Genomic DNA, 19812 nt, shown 5'->3' on the forward strand with positions numbered 1-19812 from the left:
GCGTGGTAAAGCACGAAGTCGAATTACGTCGTCGTGAGGCGGTACCGGATTTGCCCGGGCTCCCTGCTGATTTGCCGCCGCTTCTGCGTCGGCTTTATTTGCAACGCGGCGTCAGTGATGCCGCTCAGCTGGAAAGAGGCGCGAAAAACCTGCTGCCGTTTAGTGCGCTGAGCGGTATTGATAAGGCCGTCGCCTTGCTGCATGAAGCGCTGCTGGATGGACGCTGTATTATGGTCGTCGGCGATTTTGATGCTGACGGTGCCACCAGTACCGCGCTTACCGTGCTGGCTCTGCGCAGCATGGGATGCAGCAATGTTCAGTATCTGGTACCTAACCGGTTTGAGGATGGATACGGCCTCAGTCCTGAGGTTGTCAAACAGGCGAAAGCGCGCGGCGCGGAGATGATCCTCACTGTCGATAACGGTATTTCCTCTCATGCTGGCGTCGCCGTCGCGCATGCGCACGGGATTGCGGTGCTGGTGACCGACCACCATTTACCCGGCGAAACGCTGCCTGACGCGGACGCTATCGTTAACCCAAACCTGCCTGATTGCACTTTCCCGTCGCGTGCGCTGGCAGGCGTTGGTGTGGCCTTTTACCTGATGATGGCGCTGCGTGCCCATCTGCGAACCCAGGGCTGGTTTGGCGTCACGCGGGCAGAACCTAACCTGGCTGACCTGCTCGATCTGGTGGCGCTGGGCACGGTTGCGGATGTCGTGCCGCTGGATGCAAATAACCGTATTTTGGTCTGGCAGGGCCTGAGCCGCATTCGTGCCGGTAAATGCCGACCGGGCATCAAGGCGCTACTGGAAATCGCCAATCGCGATGCGCGCCAGCTGGCCGCCAGCGACCTGGGGTTTGCGCTGGGACCGCGGCTGAATGCGGCCGGAAGGCTCGACGATATGTCGGTCGGCGTCGCGCTGTTACTGACGGACGATCTCAGCCAGTCGCGTATGCTAGCCAGCGAGCTGGATGCGCTCAATCAGATGCGCAAAGAGATTGAACAGGGCATGCAAAGCGAGGCGCTGGCGCTCTGTCAGACGCTGGAGCGTGAGCAAACCGATTTGCCGCTGGGGCTGGCCTTTTATCATCCCGAATGGCATCAGGGCGTGGTAGGTATTCTGGCTTCCCGGCTCAAAGAGCGTTTTCACCGTCCGGTCATCGCCTTTGCGCCTGCGGGCGACGGCATGCTGAAAGGCTCGGGACGTTCGATTGCGGGCCTGCACCTGCGGGATGCGCTGGAACGGCTCGATACGCTCCACCCCGGGCTGATGCAGAAGTTTGGTGGTCACGCCATGGCGGCCGGGCTGTCGCTGGAGGAGGCGCGCTACGAAGAGTTTCGTCAGCGGTTCGCTGAACTGGTCGGCGACTGGCTGGCTGGCGAAGCGCTGCAAGGGGTGATGTGGTCTGATGGCGCGTTACAACCCGCTGAGTTTTCTCTGGAGACCGCCGAAATGCTGCGCGATGCCGGTCCCTGGGGACAGGCCTTTCCGGAGCCTGCGTTCGACGGCAAATTCCGGCTGTTGCAGCAGCGGCTGGTGGGGGAACGTCATCTGAAAGTCATGGTGGAGCCACTGGGCGGCGGGCCATTGATCGACGGCATCGCGTTTAACGTAGATACCACGCTGTGGCCTGACAGCAGCGTTCGCGAGGTTGAACTGGCGTACCGGCTGGATATCAATGAATATCGCGGTAACCGCTCAGTGCAGTTGATTATTGAACATCTCTGGCCGCTCAGTTAACAGATGAAGGTGGACGGACGGGAGTCCGTCCGCCAGGCCTTTCTGACGTCGGCTCCCTCCCTTTCAGCACAGCCTGTCCCAAACGTTTACACCCTGCGCATTTTCTCAACGCTACAAACTGTCGCCGGTTTCGGGTAAACTCGCAGGTTACATTTCTTATTCCATCAAACGTTAAAAAGACGCTAAACACATGTTTGAAATTAATCCGGTCAAATACCGTATTCAGGACCTCACCGAGCGCAGCGACGTTCTTCGGGGGTATCTTTGACTACGATGCCAAGAAAGAACGCCTTGAAGAAGTAAACGCAGAACTCGAACAGTCTGACGTCTGGAACGAACCTGAACGCGCCCAGGCGTTGGGTAAAGAGCGCTCCTCTCTCGAAGCAATCGTGAATACGCTGGATCAGATGACGCAGGGGCTGGAAGACGTACAGGGCCTGCTTGATCTGGCTGTGGAAGCCGATGACGAAGAAACCTTTAACGAAGCGGTCGAAGAACTGGACGCGCTGGACGTTAAACTGGGTGAACTCGAATTCCGCCGTATGTTCTCAGGTGAGTACGACAGCGCAGACTGTTATATCGACTTGCAGGCTGGCTCCGGCGGCACCGAGGCGCAGGACTGGGCCAGCATGCTGATGCGTATGTATCTGCGTTGGGCCGAAGCGAAAGGCTTCAAAACCGAGATTATTGAAGAGTCCGAAGGCGAAGTGGCGGGCATTAAATCGGTAACCATTCGCGTGTCGGGCGATTATGCGTTTGGCTGGTTACGCACCGAGACAGGCGTTCATCGCCTTGTTCGTAAGAGTCCGTTTGACTCCGGTGGTCGCCGCCATACCTCATTCAGCTCCGCGTTTATCTACCCGGAAGTCGATGACGATATCGATATCGACATTAACCCGGCAGACCTGCGCATTGACGTTTACCGTGCCTCCGGTGCCGGTGGTCAGCACGTTAACCGGACGGAATCTGCGGTGCGTATCACCCATATTCCGACCGGTACGGTCACGCAGTGTCAAAATGACCGCTCTCAGCACAAAAACAAAGATCAGGCGATGAAGCAGATGAAGGCGAAGCTGTACGAGCTTGAGATGCAGAAAAAAAATGCCGAGAAGCAGGCGCTGGAAGACAATAAGTCGGATATCGGCTGGGGAAGCCAGATCCGTTCTTACGTTCTGGACGACTCACGAATTAAAGATCTGCGTACCGGTGTGGAAACGCGTAATACGCAGGCGGTTCTGGATGGCGATCTGGACCGTTTCATTGAAGCAAGTTTAAAAGCAGGGCTATAAGGAACCGACATGTCTGAACAACAACCGCAGAGCGCTGACGTCGCACTTGAGTTAAATAACGAACTGAAAACGCGTCGCGAGAAACTGAGCGTGCTGCGTGAAAACGGCGTGGCGTTTCCTAACGATTTTCGTCGTGATACCACCTCCGATCGGCTGCACGCCAGCTATGACGAGAAGAGTAACGAAGAGCTGGAAGACTTAGGCATTGAGGTCAGCGTGGCGGGCCGTATGATGACGCGCCGTATTATGGGCAAAGCGTCTTTCATCACCCTGCAGGACGTTGGCGGCCGCATTCAGCTGTACGTAGCACGTGACGATCTGCCTGAAGGCATCTATAACGAGCAGTTCAAAAAGTGGGATCTGGGCGATATCCTCGGCGCACGCGGTAAGTTGTTCAAAACTAAAACCGGCGAGCTGTCTGTTCACTGTTCAGAACTGCGTTTACTGACCAAAGCGCTGCGTCCGTTGCCTGATAAGTTTCACGGCCTGGCCGATCAGGAAACACGTTATCGTCAGCGTTATCTTGATCTCATCGCCAACGATGAATCACGCAACACCTTCAAAATTCGCTCTCAGATTATGGCCGGTATTCGCCAGTTCATGGTCGCTCGCGACTTTATGGAAGTGGAAACGCCAATGATGCAGGTGATCCCGGGCGGCGCATCAGCGCGTCCGTTTATCACGCATCATAATGCGCTGGATATCGATATGTACCTGCGTATTGCGCCAGAGCTGTATCTGAAACGTCTGGTTGTGGGCGGTTTTGACCGCGTGTTTGAGATCAACCGTAACTTCCGTAACGAAGGGATTTCGCCACGTCATAATCCAGAGTTCACCATGATGGAACTCTATATGGCGTATGCGGATTATAAGGATCTGATCGAACTGACCGAAAGCCTGTTCCGCACGCTGGCGCAGGATGTGCTGGGCAGCACCGTCGTGCCTTACGGTGAGCAGGAATTCGATTTCGGCAAGCCGTTTGAAAAGCTCACCATGCGTGAAGCCATCAAAAAATACCGTCCGGAAACCGATCTGGCCGATCTTGACGATTTCGATAAAGCCGTGGCAGTCGCCCAGGCCATCGGCATCAAAGTCGAGAAAAGCTGGGGCTTAGGCCGCGTGGTGACCGAGATTTTTGAGGAAACCGCAGAAGCGCACCTGATTCAGCCTACCTTCATTACCGAATACCCGGCGGAAGTTTCTCCGCTGGCTCGTCGTAACGATGAAAACCCGGAAATCACCGACCGTTTCGAGTTCTTTATCGGCGGACGTGAAATCGGCAACGGCTTCTCTGAGCTTAACGATGCGCAGGATCAGGCTGATCGCTTCCTGCAGCAGGTTAATGCCAAAGACGCGGGCGATGATGAAGCCATGTTCTATGACGAAGACTACGTTACCGCACTGGAACACGGCTTACCGCCAACGGCAGGTTTAGGCATTGGTATCGACCGGATGGTGATGCTGTTTACCAACAGCCATACCATCCGTGACGTGATCCTGTTCCCGGCGCTGCGTCCTGGCGCTAAATAAGTCTTGCTGTTCTGTAAAAAGGCCGGGTTATCCCGGCCTTTTTTCTTTCTGCTGTTCGCGATGCCGTGCTTGAGTCATCCCGCTCCCTCTGCCAGACTGAAATCTCAACAGGGAGCCAACCACGATGACACAACGTCCCGACTGTATTCGCCACTGGCAGACGCTGGAAGGCGACGATAACGAACACTATTCTGACAGCGATGAGCGCATGTCGATTGGCGCGCCACTGGGGCGGTTACTGGGGTTAACCCGCCTCGGCATTCACCATGAAAGGCTGTTGCCCGGACGCCGCATGTCCTATCCGCACGCGGAGAGCGCGGAAGAAGAGTTTATCTTTGTGCTTGAAGGTCATCCTGACGCCTGGATAAACGGTGAGTTGTACCCGCTGTCGCCGGGCGATGCCGTTGCTTTTCCGGCCGGAACAGGCATCTGCCACACCTTTATCAACAACCGCGACCATGAGGCGCGCTTTTTAGTGGTGGGCGAGGTGAGCAAACCCGAAAACCGTATTACTTATCCGCTCAATCCGGACTACGAAGCAACCCGTGAGGACAGGTGGCTGAATCCGCCTGAACAGACGATGGGCAAGCATCCCGGTTTGCCCGACAAAAATTAAGATTTTACGGCGTCATCCAGCCAGCGCTGAAAGCGAGAGTAAGGAACATAGAGGGCGACGTCTTTATACAACGTCTTTCCGCTGTGGTTATCGTTAATGCGCTGGCTGTAGCCGACGATCACGCCTGCCAGTGTGTCGTCAGAAGCATTGTAAACCGCGCCACCAGACATCCCTTTCACTACGCCGGCATTCGCTGCCACCACCACACAGTTAGCTTTGTTCCAGTCATTGGCCAGCGTGGTATTCACCAGATTCTGACCGGTTGAGCTGACCGGCATGGCCGAGATAAAGCTGTACCCGTAAAGGTTCACCTTGTCGCCAATGTGGCTGTTACGGAAGGCGGGAGGAAGGTTGGCTTCGCTGTTCTTGTGGTAGACCACCGCCAGGTCGCACTCCGGATGCCAGGCTTTCACCCGGTAAAGCGAATATTTCGCCACGTGGGCCGCCGTGAGGCTGTAGTCCGGGGTCAGGGGAATGGTCGTACCCAGCGTGCCCAGCCCCATGATGGTTGGAATGCCGGTAACGGTCATATCAACCCGCTTTTCAGCTTCTTTACTGTACTCATAGTGACCGACTGAGCAACCCGTTAAGCCCAGTACCAGTAAGAGGGTAAGCCGTTGCATTATTCTCTCTCCGCGTCAGTTGGACTGCATTTCATCTGGCGATTCATAAGAGCTTTATCGGCAACGCTAATACTTTATTGATAACTAAAATCGGTATTAGCTAAAAAACGGCTACTTCGCTGGCAACCTTTCTGCTTGTTTTAAGTGGCGGGCTATCCCTTTCTCCTTAACCTCATGTTTAATAAGCATAGTTCATCTTACTGTCAATTATTGCCTTTCCTGCAATACAGTGTTGCCTCTGTGTGAGTATCCGATGACAGTCAGCTATGGTGTAATACAGAATGTGACAGAGATCATAAATTATAGCCTGTTAATCGCGATGCACGCGGAAGCAACCGCGTCGCAATAATCATATTTGGGAGAGTGTTATGCCTGTGGCATTACTGGCATTGGCGCTGAGTGCGTTCGCCATCGGAACCACTGAGTTCGTTATTATGGGGTTACTGCCGGAAGTGGCAAAAGATTTACAGGTAACCATTCCGTCAGCGGGTTGGCTCATCAGCGGCTATGCCCTGGGCGTGGCCATTGGCGCGCCGGTCATGGCACTGTTGACCGCGAAACTGCCACGCAAGAAAACGCTGATTCTGTTAATGGCCATCTTCATCATCGGTAACCTGTTGTGCGCGCTGGCGTACAGCTACAACCTTCTGATGCTGGCGCGGGTGATTACCGCCCTCTGTCACGGTGCGTTTTTTGGCATTGGCGCTGTGGTGGCTGCCAGTCTGGTGGCTGCCGATCGCCAGGCGTCCGCCGTGGCGCTGATGTTTACCGGCCTGACGTTAGCCAACGTATTAGGCGTGCCATTGGGGACCTGGTTTGGTCAGCTGTTTGGCTGGCGTGCCACCTTCTGGGGCGTTGCGGTAATTGGTGTGCTGGCCTTTATTGCGTTGATCACCAGCCTGCCGGGAAATAAAAACGAGAAGCCCGTCAATCTGGCCAGCGAAATCAGCGCGCTGGCAAACGGTAAACTGTGGCTGTCGTTACTGATGACGGTCTGTTTTGCTGCCGCCATGTTTACGCTGTTCAGCTATATTGCGCCGTTGCTGTTGCAGGTCACCGGCATCAGCGATCATGGCGTGAGCTGGACTCTGTTCCTGATTGGGGCGGGGCTGACGGCAGGCAATATTTTGGGCGGTAAACTGGCTGACCGCAATGTGGCGCTCAGCCTGACAGGCAGTTTCCTGCTGATCGCGCTGTTCTCACTGCTGTTTAGCTGGACCAGCCATGCGCTGTGGCTGGCGGAAATCACCTTGTTCCTTTGGGCGATGGCTACCTTCGCTACGGTACCCGGCTTGCAGATAAATGTCGTGCGCCACGGTAAGGAGGCACCAAATCTGGTGTCGACCCTGAACATTTCGGCCTTTAATGTCGGGAATGCACTGGGCGCCTGGGTAGGCGGAGCGGTTATCGCCCGGGGCTATGGGCTGACCAGCGTGCCGGTTGCCGCGGCCGCGCTGGCGGCGGTGGGGCTGATCGTCTGCGTGATCACCTTCCGTAAATCAGGCGGCGCGGCGGCCAGCGTTCACGCCTAAACCAGCCTGGCCGCAATCAGCGCCGGAAAACGGGCAATCTGATGTTGAAGGTGCGCCGCAAAGGCGTCAACCAGTGCTGAAGCCGGCCGGTGGCGCGGCCGGACCAGACTGACGGTAAAGGGCACCGCCACGCTAAACGGACGCATGACGATCCCGCTGTCAGCATAATCGAGTGCTGTCAGCGGATTAACGACAGAAATACCCACGCCAGCCTGCACCATCGCGCACACCGAGGCTGCGCTATGGGTTTCCATCACCATCCTGCGCGTCACGCCTTGCTCATGAAACAGTGCATCCAGTAACTGCCGATAGCTGTCCGTACGTGACAGGCTGACATAGTTCTCACCCGCAAAATCCTGCGGCGTAAGTAAGTTGCGCTGCGCCAGAGGATGCTGTTTCGGTAAGACACAGACTTCATCGCAGGTCAGTAAAGCCTGGCGATCGGTACCGGCAGGTGCGTGCAGCGTTTCTGTCAGGCCCAAATCATAGCGCTGCGCCGACAGCCACTCTTCCAGCAGCGGTGAATCCTGCGGAATGATGTTCAGGCTGACGTCGGGATAGCGTTGTAAAAACGTCTGACAAATGGGCGGCAGCAACGATTGTGAGAAGGCCGGCAGACAGGCAATCGACAGCTCGCCCTGACGAAACTGCCGCAAACCTTCTGCCGCATCCATAATGCGGTCCAGCCCATACCACGAGCGCTGCACCTCTTCAAACAGGCGTAATCCCTGCACCGTCGGTTGCAGACGGCCACGCACGCGCTCAAACAGTTGCAGACTCAACTGCCGTTCAAGCCGCGCCAGTTCACGGCTGACCGTGGGCTGTGAGGTTTGCAGCAGCGTGGCGGCCTGGGTGAGGTTGCCGCTGGTCATCACGGCATGAAAGATCTCGATGTGGCGCCAGTTAATCGTGGCCATGGGATATCCCATATCATTTATGCATAGATGCTATTAAAACAGATATTTTTCGACATGGCACGAATCTGGCTTAATAGGAGGATTGCCACAGGAGACATGCCATGCCGCGTCCGTTAAACACCACAGAAACCGCCCTCAACGTTGATCATCTGCTGCCGCTTGCCCGCCAGTATTCGGGCCCGTTCTGGGCTTATGATGCGCAGGTGATTCAGCAGCGTATTGCACAGCTTCACGCTTTTGATGTGGTGCGCTTTGCTCAAAAAGCCTGTTCAAATACGCACATCCTGCGCCTCATGAAATCGGCCGGAGTTAAGGTGGATTCCGTTTCGCTGGGCGAAATTGAGCGCGCCCTCGTGGCCGGTTTTACGCCTGGCGGTGACGACATCGTGTTTACGGCTGACGTGCTGGATGAACCTACACTCGCCAGAGTTGCAGAACTAAAGGTGCCGGTGAATGCCGGTTCGGTCGATATGCTGCATCAGCTGGGTGCGGTTTCGCCAGGGCACGCGGTCTGGCTACGTATCAATCCGGGATTTGGTCATGGCCACAGCCAGAAAACCAATACAGGCGGTGAAAACAGTAAACACGGCATCTGGCCGAGTGATTTGCCTGCTGCTCAGGCGGCGATTGAGCAATATGGATTGCGCCTGATCGGCATTCACATGCATATCGGCTCGGGCGTGGACTATGCGCACCTGCAGCAGGTCTGCGATGCCATGGTCGATCTGGTGGTGGCGTTCGGTCAGGATCTGGAGGCGATTTCTGCGGGTGGCGGTTTATCCATTCCCTATCACTATGGGGAAGAAGCGATTGATACCGATCACTATTTTGGCCTGTGGGACGCCGCGCGCCAGCGTATTGCCTCACATCTGGGTCACGCCGTGAAGCTGGAAATTGAACCGGGTCGTTTCCTGGTGGCGGAGTCAGGCGTGCTGGTGTCGCAGGTGCGGGCCGTTAAAGAGATGGGCAGCCGTCACTTTGTGCTGGTGGATGCCGGATTCAGCGATCTTATGCGCCCATCGATGTACGGCAGCTATCACCATATCTCCCTGATGGCTGGCGACAACCGACAGATTGATGAACAGGATACGCGTGAAAGCGTTGTCGCGGGGCCACTTTGCGAGTCCGGCGATGTGTTTACTCAGCTTGAAGGGGGCAAAGTGGAAACGCGGGCGATTCCCGACGCGAAAGTCGGCGACTATCTGGTGTTCCACGATACCGGGGCGTACGGTGCGTCCATGTCCTCTAACTACAACAGTCGACCGCTGATTCCGGAAATCCTGTTTGAAAACGGCACGCCACGCGAGATTCGTCGCGCGCAGCGTATCGAGGATCTGCTGGCTCTGGAATTGGGTTAACGCAGGCTGTCAGTCAGGACTGCCAGCCGCACTTGCGGCTGGCACATGGCATCACGGTGCTGGGTAGGTATAACGGCGGTGAATCGCCTCAAGCTCTTCCAGAATCTCACTACTGAGCGTCAGGTTGGCGCTGTCGATATTGATCTTTAACTGATCCAGCGTGGTGGCGCCCAGCAGCGTGCTGGAAACAAACGGTTGCTGGCGAACAAACGCCAGGGCCATTTGCGAGGGATCGATCTGATGCTTGTTTGCCAGCGCCACATATTCTGCGACTGCCAGCTGAGACTGTTCGCCACTGTAGCGGGTAAACCGGCTAAACAAGGTATTACGTGCACCAGCAGGCTGTGCACCGTTCAGGTATTTCCCACTTAGCGTACCAAAAGCCAGGCACGAATAGGCCAGCAGTTCCACGCCTTCATGCTGGCTGATTTCCGCCAGGCCCACCTCAAAACTGCGGTTCAGCAGGCTGTAGGGATTCTGAATAGAAACAATGCGCGGTAACTCATGCTTTTCTGCCAGTTGCAGGTAACGCATCACGCCCCAGGGGGTTTCATTAGAGACGCCGATGTAGCGAATTTTACCGGCCCGCACCTGTTCTGCCAGCGCTTCCAGCGTTTCCAGCAGGGTCACCGGGACGCTGGAAGCGCTGTACTGATAGCCAAGTTTGCCAAAGAAGTTGGTCTGGCGCTGCGGCCAGTGCAGCTGGTACAGGTCGATATAATCGGTATTCAGGCGCTTCAGGCTGGCATCCAGCGCTTCGCGAATGTTCTTACGATCCAGCGCCATATTAGGGCGAATGGAGGCATCGTTGCCGCGGGTCGGCCCTGCGACTTTACTGGCGAGAATGATTTTATCGCGGCTGCCGGTCTTTTTTAACCAACTGCCAATGTACTTTTCGGTCAGGCCCTGGGTTTCCGGGCGAGGCGGCACCGGATACATTTCGGCAGTATCGATCAGGTTGATGCCGGAACTGATCGCAAGATCCAGTTGCGCGTGGGCGTCGGCTTCGCTGTTTTGCTCACCAAACGTCATGGTGCCCAATCCAAGCTGACTCACTTCCAGCGTGCTATGGGGGATACGGTGATAATGCATTGCCGGCTTCCTTTTCTCTGAGGATGGATATTGTGTCTTAAGGGACTATAGCGCGAGGCGTAGCGGCTAAGAAAGGGAAACAACAAGGAGAAACAGCCTGCCGGAGAGGGAAAGGTCGACAGGCCTGCTCGTTTCGCATTTAACGCTCAATGATGGTTGATACTTCATCACTGTTAATCTGTACCGTATGGCCTGACTGATCGGTGTACTGTACCAGTCCGGTCTCCTTATCAATGCTCGGTTTGCCTTCCGTCATAATCATGCGACCGTCTTTTGTCGCCATCACATAATCAGAACTACAACCACCTAATGTCACTGCGGCAACGGCCGCCAATATAATCTTACTCAGCCCTTTCATTGTGCTTATCCTCGCAACGCGTCCACTGTAAAAAAGTGTAGTAATAAATCCTTTTACCGATTGGGTTAATCGTATCAATCTGAAAATAGGTGGGCGGCAGGCCGCCGCCCTTGACAACGCTAGCTGACTTTTTTCTTACTGCGCATCAGGTTAAGGCACTCAACGGCCATCGAGAAGAACATGGCAAAATAAATGTAACCTTTTGGTACATGCACGCCGAAACTCTCCAGAATGAGGGTGAAACCCACCAAAATCAGGAAAGAAAGCGCCAGCATTTTGACCGACGGATGACGGTCAACAAATTCGCCAATACTGCGTGCCGCAAACATCATCATTAAGACGGCAATCACCACGGCGGCCATCATAATAAACAGATGGTCTGAAAGGCCGACGGCTGTAATAACCGAGTCGAGGCTGAAAATAATGTCGAGCAACATAATCTGCACTATCGCTCCCAGGAACGAATGCACATTGGATTTGTGTTCGGTTTCCTCACCTTCGATAGTTTCATGGATTTCCATGCTGGATTTCCAGAGCAGAAATAAGCCACCAAACAGCAGAATAAGATCGCGCGCGGAGAACGGATGATCCATCAGGGTAAACAGGGGATTGGTCAGTTTTGCTACCCAGGCAATCGAGGCCAGCAGTCCCAGCCGCATCAGCATCGCGCCCATCAGACCAATGCGCCGTGCGCGGGCCTGCTGATGTTTAGGCAGTTTTGCCACCACTAATGACAAAAAGATAATGTTATCAATGCCCAGAACCACTTCCAGAATGGTCAGGGTGCCCAACGCCAGCCAGGCGTTAGGATCGGAAATCCACTCGAACATACCTGCACTCGTATCCTAAACGAAAAGTAAACGAAGATTATACGCACCTAATCTGTCGAACTCACATTTAAATAGTGCATGGCCTGGGGAAAGGGGATTCAGAGAAGAAAATGGCGGGCAAGCAGCGGGGCGGTAAAACTTTTCTTGAGATAAAACCCGCGCGGTAACGTCATAATGGGCTGTCCCTGTTCGCCGATCCCTTCGGTCAGGGCCCGGCTGTTAGCCGCTTTGGGGCGAATTTGCAGCCAGGCACCATGACGGGCAGTAATACGTTCCACCTGACCCAGCACAATCATATCCATAAGTTCTTCCCAGTCCTGACGCAGCATGTCTTCTTCTTGTGCCGTCGGGCTCCACAGCAAGGGCGCGCCTACCCGGCGCTCGCCAGGGGGAATATCACGCTCACCCTCAACCGGCATCCACAGTACGCGAGCCAGCTTATGGCGAACATGACTGTTTTCCCACGTCACGCCGCTGTTACCGGTCAGCGGTGCAACGCAGACAAATGTGGTTTCCAGCGGTTTGCCTTCACGATCGACAGGGATAGTTTTCAACTCAATGCCCAGATGCGCAAAATCCTGCTCGGCTTTACTGCCTGCGCTGGCCCCCAAATGCCATTCCAGCAGCATGCCCACCCAGCCTTTATCGCGCTTCAGATTGGCTGGCGTTGGAATGCCGGCCTGTTCTGCCAGACAGTGTAAAGGTAAACCTGCCAGTGCCTGCGCCCGCGCGAACAGTACCGATTCGTTTTCAGGTGGCTCTGGAAGAGTGATCATATGCGTAACCCGGTATGGTTAAAAAATAAGCGCCCTGCGGCCTGTCAGGTTTTCCACAGGAATGAGCAGGGTAGGGCGCGCATAATAACATGAAACATAGTGCTTTTTTAAGAATGCACCGCCTCATGCTGTTAACGACGGGTCAGGTTATCCCAACTTGCTATCAACAATGAACAGGATCTTATGACCAGTTATCCACAGAAAGATGGGATAACCTGGCATCAGACGGGTTACTGGTTCGATTTACAGCCTTGACTTTGCTGTTTTTTAGCAAAAATTAGCCGGTTTGCTGCAAGCTTGAACCGATCTCTGTGGATAAAAAGCCGGGTGGTGGATCTTTAGCCAATTGTCAGCGGCAGGACATTATACAATGTCACTCAGACGAATTTATTCAAACCTCATCAGAGAAATAGTCTTATATTTCAATGGCTATTTCAGAATCACAGTAAAGCGTATTCAGATTCCTCCCAACGGGTTATTCAGTTAACTCCCGTGTTCTACACAAAGCTATCCACAGAAAACGTGAATAAGATCGATGTTTTCTCGGTACTTTGTTTATAACTTTGCATTCTTCTGTGAGTTATCCCGAGATTACGGTCCCCATTGCCCGTGAATCCAGTGGTTTACCGCCTGTAAGGAGTGTGAAACAATCAGACCATTCAAATTTAGCTTTTGAGGTAGTCCAGTGATCGATGATGATGGCTACCGCCCGAATGTTGGTATCGTAATTTGTAACAGGCAGGGACAAGTGTTATGGGCCAGGCGCTTTGGACAGCACTCCTGGCAATTTCCTCAGGGAGGCATCAATCCCGGTGAAACCGCAGAACAGGCGATGTATCGCGAATTGTTCGAAGAAGTAGGGTTACACAGAAAGGATGTCCGAATACTTGCATCTACCCGTAACTGGTTGCGCTACAAATTGCCAAAACGTTTGGTGCGTTGGGACACAAAACCGGTTTGTATTGGTCAGAAACAAAAGTGGTTTCTTCTGCAGTTGATGTGCAGTGATGCAGATATTAATGTGCAACACAGTAGCACGCCGGAATTCGACGGCTGGCGCTGGGTGAGCTTTTGGTATCCGGTACGTCAGGTTGTCTCTTTTAAACGCGATGTGTACCGTCGGGTGATGAAGGAGTTTGCAGGCGTTGTCATGTCCATGCAGGAGAGTGCGGTGCAGCGAAATCATCCTGCCCATCGACGTAAAAGAGGATAGGCCACGCCCTTTATGCTCACTCAGTTGCGAGAAATTGTTGAAAAGGTGGCGAGTGCGCCCCGTCTGAACGAAGCACTCGACATCCTGGTTAATGAGATCTGTCTGGCGATGGAAACGGAAGTCTGTTCCGTTTATCTGGCCGATCACGATCATCGCTGTTATTACCTGATGGCGACGCGCGGTCTGAAAAAACCACGTGGCCTGACGGTGAAACTGGCGTTTGATGAAGGGATTGTGGGCCTGGTCGGTCGCCTGGCCGAGCCTATCAACCTGGCTGATGCGCAGAGCCATCCGAGCTTTAAATACATCCCCTCCGTTAAGGAAGAACGCTATCGCTCTTTCCTTGGTGTGCCCATCATCAGCCGCCGCCAGCTTCTGGGTGTGCTGGTGGTGCAGCAGCGCGAGCATCGCCAGTTCGACGAAAGCGAAGAGTCTTTTCTGGTTACGCTCGCCACCCAGCTAGCGGCCCTGCTGTCACAATCGCAGCTGAGCCAGCTTTTTGGCCAGTATCGGCAGGCCCGTGTTCGCGCCATCGCGGCCGCGCCGGGTGTGGCGGTTGCGCCGGGCTGGGTGGATGAAACTCAACCCCTGCTCGATCAGGTCTCCGCGGCCTCCACGCTGGATCCACTGCGCGAACGTGAGCGCTTGTCACTGGCGATGAGTGAAGCCGCCAGTGAGTTTCGTCGCTTCAGTAAACGCTTTTCTGCCAGCGCGCAGAAAGAAAGCGCGGCAATCTTCGATCTCTACTCGCACCTGTTAACGGATGCCCGCCTGAAAAAAGATCTCTTCGATGAGATCGAACGCGGATCCGTGGCCGAGTGGGCAGTCAAAACCGTGATTGAAAAGTTTGCCGCGCAGTTTGCCAGCCTGACGGATAGCTATCTGAAAGAGCGCGCGGGCGATCTGCGAGTGCTTGGACAGCGGTTGCTGTTCCACCTTGATGATTCCCTGGTGGGCGTCAATGCCTGGCCCGAACGCTTTGTATTGGTAGCCGATGAGCTGACAGCGACAACGCTCGCCGAGATCCCGCATGATCGCCTGGCCGGTATTGTGGTGCGTGACGGCGCCGCGAATTCGCACGCCGCGATCCTGACCCGCGCCATGGGGATCCCCACGGTGATGGGCGCAGACATTCAGCCCGGCCAGCTCAATAAGCGCCTGCTGATTGTCGATGGCTATCGTGGTGAACTGCTGATCGACCCTGAACCGGTGATCGTGCAGGAGTACCAGCGGTTAATCAATGAAGAAAATGCCCTCAGCAAGATGGCTGAAGGCGGTGTAGACAGACCGGCAGAACTGAGAAGCGGTCAGCGCATACAGGTGATGCTTAATGCGGGACTGAGCCCGGAGCATGAGCAAACGCAGGGCAGTTGGGTTGACGGCATCGGTCTTTACCGTACGGAAATCCCGTTTATGCTGCAAAGTGGATTCCCGTCAGAAGAAGAGCAGGTGGCACAGTATCAGGGCATGTTACAGCTCTTTCACGACAAGCCCGTTACGCTGCGTACGCTGGATATCGGGGCCGATAAACAACTGCCTTACATGCCGATTAGCGAGGAGAACCCGTGTCTGGGCTGGCGCGGGATTCGATTGACGCTCGATCAACCGGAAATTTTCCTGGTGCAGGTGCGCGCGATGCTGCGTGCGAATGCCGCCTCCGGCAACCTGAGCATCTTACTGCCGATGATCAGCCACATTGATGAGATCGACGAGGCCAAACGGCTGATTCAGCGTGCCGGGGCAGAAGTGGAAGAGATGCTCGGCTATGCGATTCCTAAGCCGCGCATCGGCATCATGATTGAAGTGCCCTCGATGCTGTTTATGATCCCGCATCTGGCCTCGCGTGTTGATTTTATCTCGGTAGGCACCAACGATCTGACCCAGTATTTGCTGGCGGTTGATCGTAACAATACGCGCGTGGCGAATCTGTACGATTCCCTCCATCCGGCCATGTTGCGTGCACTGCAGGCCATTTCTGTTGAAGCCCATTTGGCGAATCTGGAATTGTGTTTGTGTGGTGAAATGGCGGGCGATCCGACCTGCGTGGCGCTGTTGGTGGGAATGGGATATCACCACCTCAGTATGAACGGGAAAAACGTCTCGCGTGTTAAATACCTGCTGCGTCATCTGGATTACGAAGAAACGCAGAAGCTCAGCACCCAGGCGCTTAAAGCCTCGTCAGCGACGGAGGTACGCCAGATGATGTCGGCGTTTATGGAACAGCGTGGTCTGGGCGGTCTGATCCGCGGCGGGCGTTAACCCAGGTTACATTTCTGCGACTACGCAAAAAACTGGCTGTGCTATGATGCACAGCCTTAATTTATGTGCATCACGTCCCCTTTCAGGGCAGAAAAAAAACGGTGAATGATGAATAACGGCTACATCGCATTTCCACAGTTTGATCCGGTGATTTTCTCAATCGGACCGCTTTCGCTTCACTGGTACGGGTTGATGTATCTGGTGGGATTTGTGTTCGCCATGTGGCTGGCGGTGCGCCGCGCGAACAAACCCGGCAGCGGCTGGAAAAAAGAGGAAGTCGAAAACCTGTTGTATGCCGGCTTCCTGGGGGTTTTCCTGGGCGGACGCATCGGTTACGTGCTGTTTTATAACCTGCCGCTGTTCCTGGAAAATCCGCTTTACCTGTTCAAAGTCTGGGATGGCGGCATGTCGTTCCACGGCGGTCTGATTGGCGTCATCCTGGTGATGCTGATTTTTGCGCGCCGTACCAAACGTCATTTCTTCCAGGTTGCTGATTTTATTGCCCCTCTGATTCCGTTCGGCCTCGGCGCCGGTCGTCTGGGCAACTTTATCAATGGTGAACTGTGGGGCCGCGTCGATCCCAATTTCCGTTTCGCCATGCTGTTCCCCGGCTCGCGCAGCGAAGATATCGCGCTGGCGGCTAACAACCCACAATATCAGGCATTGCTGAACACCTATGGCGTCCTGCCGCGCCATCCTTCACAGCTCTATGAACTGTTCCTTGAAGGCATTGTGTTGTTCATTATCCTGAACCTGTTTATTCGCAAACCCCGCCCGATGGGCAGCGTGTCAGGCCTGTTCCTGATCGGCTACGGTTGCTTCCGCTTTATTGTTGAGTTCTTCCGTCAGCCCGACGCGCAACTGGGTTTGCTCACCGGCGGCCTGAGCATGGGACAAATACTGTCTCTGCCGATGATCATCGCCGGTGTGATTATGATGATTTGGGCGTACCGTCGACGTCCGCAGCAACAACTTCACGAGGAAAAATGAAACAGTATCTGGACTTAATGCGCTACGTGCTGAACGAAGGCACACCAAAATCTGACCGTACCGGTACAGGCACGCTTTCAATTTTTGGTCACCAGATGCGTTTTAATCTGCAGGATGGCTTTCCCCTGGTCACGACTAAAAAGTGCCATGTTCGCTCCATCATTCATGAGCTGCTGTGGTTTCTGCAAGGGGACACCAACATTGGTTACCTGAAAGAAAACAATGTCTCTATCTGGGATGAGTGGGCAGATGAGCAGGGCAATCTGGGACCGGTATACGGCAAACAGTGGCGTAGCTGGGGCACCGCCCGTGGCGAAGAGATTGATCAGATCACCAAAGTGATTGAACAGATCAAGCGCGATCCGGATTCCCGCCGCATCATTGTCTCGGCGTGGAACGTGGGCGAACTGGATGAAATGGCGCTGGCTCCGTGCCATGCCTTTTTCCAGTTCTACGTCGCGGATGGCAGGCTCTCCTGTCAGCTTTACCAGCGTTCCTGCGACATTTTCCTGGGGCTGCCGTTTAACATCGCCAGCTATGCGCTGCTGGTGCATATGGTCGCGCAACAGTGCGAACTGGAGGTCGGTGACTTTGTCTGGACCGGCGGCGATACGCACCTTTACAGCAACCACCTGGAGCAGGCGCGCCTGCAACTGACGCGCGAACCGCGTCCGTTACCGAAGCTGGTGATTAAACGCAAGCCTGCCTCGCTGTTTGACTATCGCTTCGATGATTTTGAGATTGAAGGTTACGATCCGCATCCCGCCATCAAAGCGCCGGTTGCAGTCTGAACACCCGCCGCCAGCATCCGCCCCGGTCTTGCCACAGCATGCCGGGGCGTTTTTTTTACAGCGATGTTGCGGCGCGGTGCACACTTGCACTGATCATGTCTTTATCCAGAGGAAAAATCCTGTAGCTTTGCTTCCAACAGGTGGCTTTCGGGCTTGCTGAAGCGCTCGCTGCTGCGGCACTCTGCCGCCATGAAAAGATCACAGTCAAAAGGGTTTACGCTGGCGGAGCTGCTGCTGGTGATGGTAATCGCTGGCATACTCAGCGCCTTTGCCACGCAAGGCTGGCAGCGCTGGCAGCAGCGTCAACAGCTTCGCGATACGGCGCTGCAACTGCAACACTTTCTGTTACGCGTCCGTGCTCAGGCCAATGCGCAAAACCGGGACCTGGTGCTGTGGCACCGCCCCACACAGCCCTGGTGTATCGGCGTGGCAGCACCGCCACAGAATGGCTGCAGTACGGCAAGCCGCCTGCACTTTATCGCGCCGTATGCGGACATCACCCTTCACGCCCTGCGTGGCGAGCCGGGTTTTTACGGACGCCGCAACGTGGCCAAAGCGGGCAGCATTGAGCTGCGCAATCGCGCCGGAAAAATACGGGTGATTATTTCTGCACGGGCGCGAATTCGTCTTTGCCGTATTGACGATGCGGACTGCGAATGAAAAGGGCCGGGTTTAGTCTGCTGGAAATGCTCATCGCCATGGCGATCAGTGCGGTGCTGATGGTCAGTGCAGGACGCTTTATGCCGCGACTGTTGGCCGAAAACCTCAGGCTGCAACAACAGGTTCAACTGCGTCAGGAGTTACAGCAAATGCTGTCCACGCTGGAAAAAGCGATCCGGCGGGCGGGTTATTGCCACGGGGAGTGCGGAACGGGTGGCCTGATGACAGCCGAAGGCTGTGTGCTGATCCGGTTTGACGAGAACAGCAACGGTCAGTGGGAAGGGGTTACGCACAGTGAGAGCGATTACTACGGTTACCGGCTGCGACAACACCAACTGGAGATGCAGCGTGGTGTGGATAACTGCAACGGCAGTGGATGGGAACGGCTTTCCGATCCGGCTTTCCTTTCGATTGAGGCATTCGACGTGCGCCGTGAAGGCCGGCTGGTCACCGTTGTACTGCAGGGGCGAAGCGGGAACCGAACCGAAACGCTGGAAAGCCGGGTCGAAGGAATGAATCTGTGAACGTCGAGGGCAACAGTGCGCTGGGGATGGTACTCGTCATCCTGCTGGCAGGCGGCATCACGCTTCAGGCCAGCCGCGAGATGCTGGCGCAGGGAATGTTTATCGTCGCCGATGAGCAACACGCTATTCAGGGGTTTTGGCAGGCCCAGTCGGCACTGCAATGGGGACTGACATTAACGTGGCCAGCGCAACCACCTGCCACCTGCCAGCGCGAGTCGCAGTATGGCTGGCAGGCGTGCCTGCATCGCGTGGACGATGAGAAGGGATTGCTTAAAGGTGAAACGCAAAAAGGTGATAAGGCGTTATGGTACTGGGTCAGGCTGGAGGGCAGCAAAATCAGTCCCTTGCCACAGGGCTGGATTGATTATTGCCCGCAATCCGCGCCGGAGCAGTGCCTGTGAGGCGGCAGGATTCAGCCTGCCGGAAGCCTTGTTTGCCCTGTTACTGATGGCCGTCAGCACCAGCGCCTTATTGCAGTATCACCGGGTGTTAACGCTCGGCTTTAGTCAGCAATGGCAGCAGCGTGAAGCCTGGCGTGTGGCGGAACAGCGGTTGTTGGGGCGCGAGGTGGTGGGCTGGCAAACCCGGTCAGATAAAAAAGCGGGACCGGACGGCTGCACGCTGGAAACGGTTACGGTGAGCGGTCCGCATCAACGTCAGGCCAGCCTGACGCGATTACACTGCTGAGCGGATGAGAATGGGTTTTCACGGT

Annotated in this window: 20 protein-coding genes; 14 read left to right on the top strand and 6 right to left on the bottom strand. The window is 55.1% G+C overall.

All coding sequences use genetic code 11. The features are described 5' to 3' along the window. Positions 1 to 2: 2 nt before the first annotated feature. The 4 genes from recJ to C1N58_RS01250 all read left to right on the top strand — a co-directional run bounded on the left by recJ (position 3) and on the right by C1N58_RS01250 (position 5177). On the top strand, positions 3 to 1742 hold the full coding sequence (gene recJ / locus C1N58_RS01235) for a single-stranded-DNA-specific exonuclease RecJ (RefSeq protein WP_054687106.1): 1740 nt from the start codon (positions 3 to 5) through the stop codon (positions 1740 to 1742). 190 nt (positions 1743 to 1932) lie between these two features. Next, positions 1933 to 3031 (top strand): peptide chain release factor 2 gene (gene prfB, locus C1N58_RS01240; RefSeq protein ID WP_100208631.1). Its coding sequence is split into 2 segments (ribosomal slippage): positions 1933 to 2007 and positions 2009 to 3031, totalling 1098 coding nucleotides; the frame shifts between segments, so codons are not numbered across the junction. Positions 3032 to 3040: 9 nt separating this feature from the next. Next, positions 3041 to 4561: a lysine--tRNA ligase gene (gene lysS, locus C1N58_RS01245; RefSeq protein ID WP_033739607.1), complete on the top strand. Its 1521-nt coding sequence runs from the start codon at positions 3041 to 3043 to the stop codon at positions 4559 to 4561. Positions 4562 to 4685: 124 nt separating this feature from the next. Beyond that, entirely contained in the window at positions 4686 to 5177 is a 492-nt protein-coding gene (locus tag C1N58_RS01250) for a cupin domain-containing protein (RefSeq protein WP_039338424.1), read from the top strand. On the opposite strand, the gene C1N58_RS01255 is transcribed toward C1N58_RS01250, so the two are convergent. Continuing rightward, complete coding sequence (locus C1N58_RS01255; RefSeq protein ID WP_054687107.1) at positions 5174 to 5800, bottom strand: hypothetical protein; 627 nt, start codon at positions 5798 to 5800, stop codon at positions 5174 to 5176. The two genes, C1N58_RS01250 and C1N58_RS01255, sit on opposite strands and share 4 nt — an antisense overlap. A gap of 368 nt (positions 5801 to 6168) precedes the next feature. On the opposite strand from C1N58_RS01255, the gene C1N58_RS01260 reads away from it, so the two are divergent. Then, positions 6169 to 7332: an MFS transporter gene (locus tag C1N58_RS01260; RefSeq protein ID WP_054687108.1), complete on the top strand. Its 1164-nt coding sequence runs from the start codon at positions 6169 to 6171 to the stop codon at positions 7330 to 7332. Here C1N58_RS01260 and C1N58_RS01265 read toward each other — a convergent pair. Further along, positions 7329 to 8249, bottom strand: coding sequence for a LysR family transcriptional regulator (locus C1N58_RS01265; protein WP_006120806.1), 921 nt, complete (start codon positions 8247 to 8249; stop codon positions 7329 to 7331). The genes C1N58_RS01260 and C1N58_RS01265 overlap by 4 nt on opposite strands. A 101-nt stretch (positions 8250 to 8350) precedes the next feature. Between C1N58_RS01265 and lysA the strand changes: the two genes are divergently transcribed. Continuing rightward, on the top strand, positions 8351 to 9607 hold the full coding sequence (lysA, locus tag C1N58_RS01270; protein WP_033739602.1) for a diaminopimelate decarboxylase: 1257 nt from the start codon (positions 8351 to 8353) through the stop codon (positions 9605 to 9607). 51 nt (positions 9608 to 9658) lie between these two features. Here the strand turns inward: lysA and C1N58_RS01275 are convergent, their stop codons facing one another. The 4 genes from C1N58_RS01275 to mutH form a co-directional block, all read right to left on the bottom strand. Further along, positions 9659 to 10699 carry an NADP(H)-dependent aldo-keto reductase gene (locus C1N58_RS01275; protein WP_006120804.1) on the bottom strand — a complete coding sequence of 347 codons (1041 nt, stop codon included), beginning with the start codon at positions 10697 to 10699 and terminating at the stop codon, positions 9659 to 9661. 139 nt (positions 10700 to 10838) lie between these two features. Continuing rightward, positions 10839 to 11057, bottom strand: coding sequence for a YgdI/YgdR family lipoprotein (locus tag C1N58_RS01280; RefSeq protein ID WP_006120803.1), 219 nt, complete (start codon positions 11055 to 11057; stop codon positions 10839 to 10841). A gap of 119 nt (positions 11058 to 11176) precedes the next feature. Continuing rightward, positions 11177 to 11887 (bottom strand): TerC family protein, encoded by a 711-nt coding sequence (locus tag C1N58_RS01285; RefSeq protein ID WP_006120802.1) that lies wholly within the window; start codon positions 11885 to 11887, stop codon positions 11177 to 11179. Positions 11888 to 11985: 98 nt separating this feature from the next. Continuing rightward, entirely contained in the window at positions 11986 to 12663 is a 678-nt protein-coding gene (mutH, locus tag C1N58_RS01290) for a DNA mismatch repair endonuclease MutH (protein ID WP_006120801.1), read from the bottom strand. Between the two features lie 685 nt (positions 12664 to 13348). Between mutH and rppH the strand changes: the two genes are divergently transcribed. The 8 genes from rppH (at position 13349) to C1N58_RS01330 (ending at position 19787) form a co-directional block, all read left to right on the top strand. Next, the gene (rppH, locus tag C1N58_RS01295) at positions 13349 to 13876 is read left to right on the top strand and encodes an RNA pyrophosphohydrolase (protein WP_006120800.1); all 528 of its coding nucleotides are present in this window, start codon (positions 13349 to 13351) and stop codon (positions 13874 to 13876) included. Between the two features lie 12 nt (positions 13877 to 13888). Continuing rightward, positions 13889 to 16135 (top strand): phosphoenolpyruvate--protein phosphotransferase, encoded by a 2247-nt coding sequence (ptsP, locus tag C1N58_RS01300; RefSeq protein ID WP_006120799.1) that lies wholly within the window; start codon positions 13889 to 13891, stop codon positions 16133 to 16135. A 108-nt stretch (positions 16136 to 16243) separates the two neighbouring features. Continuing rightward, the gene (lgt, locus tag C1N58_RS01305) at positions 16244 to 17125 is read left to right on the top strand and encodes a prolipoprotein diacylglyceryl transferase (RefSeq protein ID WP_033739682.1); all 882 of its coding nucleotides are present in this window, start codon (positions 16244 to 16246) and stop codon (positions 17123 to 17125) included. Then, positions 17122 to 17916: a thymidylate synthase gene (gene thyA / locus C1N58_RS01310; protein WP_054633214.1), complete on the top strand. Its 795-nt coding sequence runs from the start codon at positions 17122 to 17124 to the stop codon at positions 17914 to 17916. Before lgt ends, thyA begins: the two co-directional genes overlap by 4 nt. 189 nt (positions 17917 to 18105) lie before the next feature. After that, on the top strand, positions 18106 to 18576 hold the full coding sequence (locus C1N58_RS01315; RefSeq protein ID WP_033739681.1) for a prepilin peptidase-dependent protein: 471 nt from the start codon (positions 18106 to 18108) through the stop codon (positions 18574 to 18576). Then, positions 18573 to 19100, top strand: coding sequence for a prepilin peptidase-dependent protein (locus C1N58_RS01320; RefSeq protein ID WP_081011334.1), 528 nt, complete (start codon positions 18573 to 18575; stop codon positions 19098 to 19100). The genes C1N58_RS01315 and C1N58_RS01320 overlap by 4 nt, the downstream gene beginning before the upstream one ends. Next, a complete protein-coding gene (locus tag C1N58_RS01325) occupies positions 19097 to 19501 on the top strand; it encodes a DUF2509 family protein (protein ID WP_155550067.1) in 405 nt (134 codons plus the stop codon). The genes C1N58_RS01320 and C1N58_RS01325 overlap by 4 nt, the downstream gene beginning before the upstream one ends. Continuing rightward, positions 19461 to 19787 (top strand): prepilin-type N-terminal cleavage/methylation domain-containing protein, encoded by a 327-nt coding sequence (locus C1N58_RS01330; RefSeq protein ID WP_205955632.1) that lies wholly within the window; start codon positions 19461 to 19463, stop codon positions 19785 to 19787. Before C1N58_RS01325 ends, C1N58_RS01330 begins: the two co-directional genes overlap by 41 nt. Positions 19788 to 19812: the final 25 nt, after the last annotated feature.

The sequence above is a fragment of the Pantoea sp. SGAir0180 genome, from assembly GCF_043546245.1.

Excerpts from the sequence above, each read along its gene's own strand:
- C1N58_RS01285 (WP_006120802.1), bottom strand. The coding sequence starts at position 11,887 with ATGTTCGAGTGGATTTCCGATCCTAACGCCTGGCTGGCGTTGGGCACC.
- C1N58_RS01265 (WP_006120806.1), bottom strand. The coding sequence starts at position 8,249 with ATGGCCACGATTAACTGGCGCCACATCGAGATCTTTCATGCCGTGATG.
- C1N58_RS01255 (WP_054687107.1), bottom strand. The coding sequence starts at position 5,800 with ATGCAACGGCTTACCCTCTTACTGGTACTGGGCTTAACGGGTTGCTCA.
- C1N58_RS01280 (WP_006120803.1), bottom strand. The coding sequence starts at position 11,057 with ATGAAAGGGCTGAGTAAGATTATATTGGCGGCCGTTGCCGCAGTGACA.
- C1N58_RS01260 (WP_054687108.1), top strand. The coding sequence starts at position 6,169 with ATGCCTGTGGCATTACTGGCATTGGCGCTGAGTGCGTTCGCCATCGGA.
- mutH (WP_006120801.1), bottom strand. The coding sequence starts at position 12,663 with ATGATCACTCTTCCAGAGCCACCTGAAAACGAATCGGTACTGTTCGCG.
- lysS (WP_033739607.1), top strand. The coding sequence starts at position 3,041 with ATGTCTGAACAACAACCGCAGAGCGCTGACGTCGCACTTGAGTTAAAT.
- C1N58_RS01250 (WP_039338424.1), top strand. The coding sequence starts at position 4,686 with ATGACACAACGTCCCGACTGTATTCGCCACTGGCAGACGCTGGAAGGC.
- ptsP (WP_006120799.1), top strand. The coding sequence starts at position 13,889 with ATGCTCACTCAGTTGCGAGAAATTGTTGAAAAGGTGGCGAGTGCGCCC.
- lysA (WP_033739602.1), top strand. The coding sequence starts at position 8,351 with ATGCCGCGTCCGTTAAACACCACAGAAACCGCCCTCAACGTTGATCAT.
- C1N58_RS01275 (WP_006120804.1), bottom strand. The coding sequence starts at position 10,699 with ATGCATTATCACCGTATCCCCCATAGCACGCTGGAAGTGAGTCAGCTT.
- C1N58_RS01315 (WP_033739681.1), top strand. The coding sequence starts at position 18,106 with ATGAAAAGATCACAGTCAAAAGGGTTTACGCTGGCGGAGCTGCTGCTG.
- lgt (WP_033739682.1), top strand. The coding sequence starts at position 16,244 with ATGAATAACGGCTACATCGCATTTCCACAGTTTGATCCGGTGATTTTC.
- C1N58_RS01320 (WP_081011334.1), top strand. The coding sequence starts at position 18,573 with ATGAAAAGGGCCGGGTTTAGTCTGCTGGAAATGCTCATCGCCATGGCG.
- thyA (WP_054633214.1), top strand. The coding sequence starts at position 17,122 with ATGAAACAGTATCTGGACTTAATGCGCTACGTGCTGAACGAAGGCACA.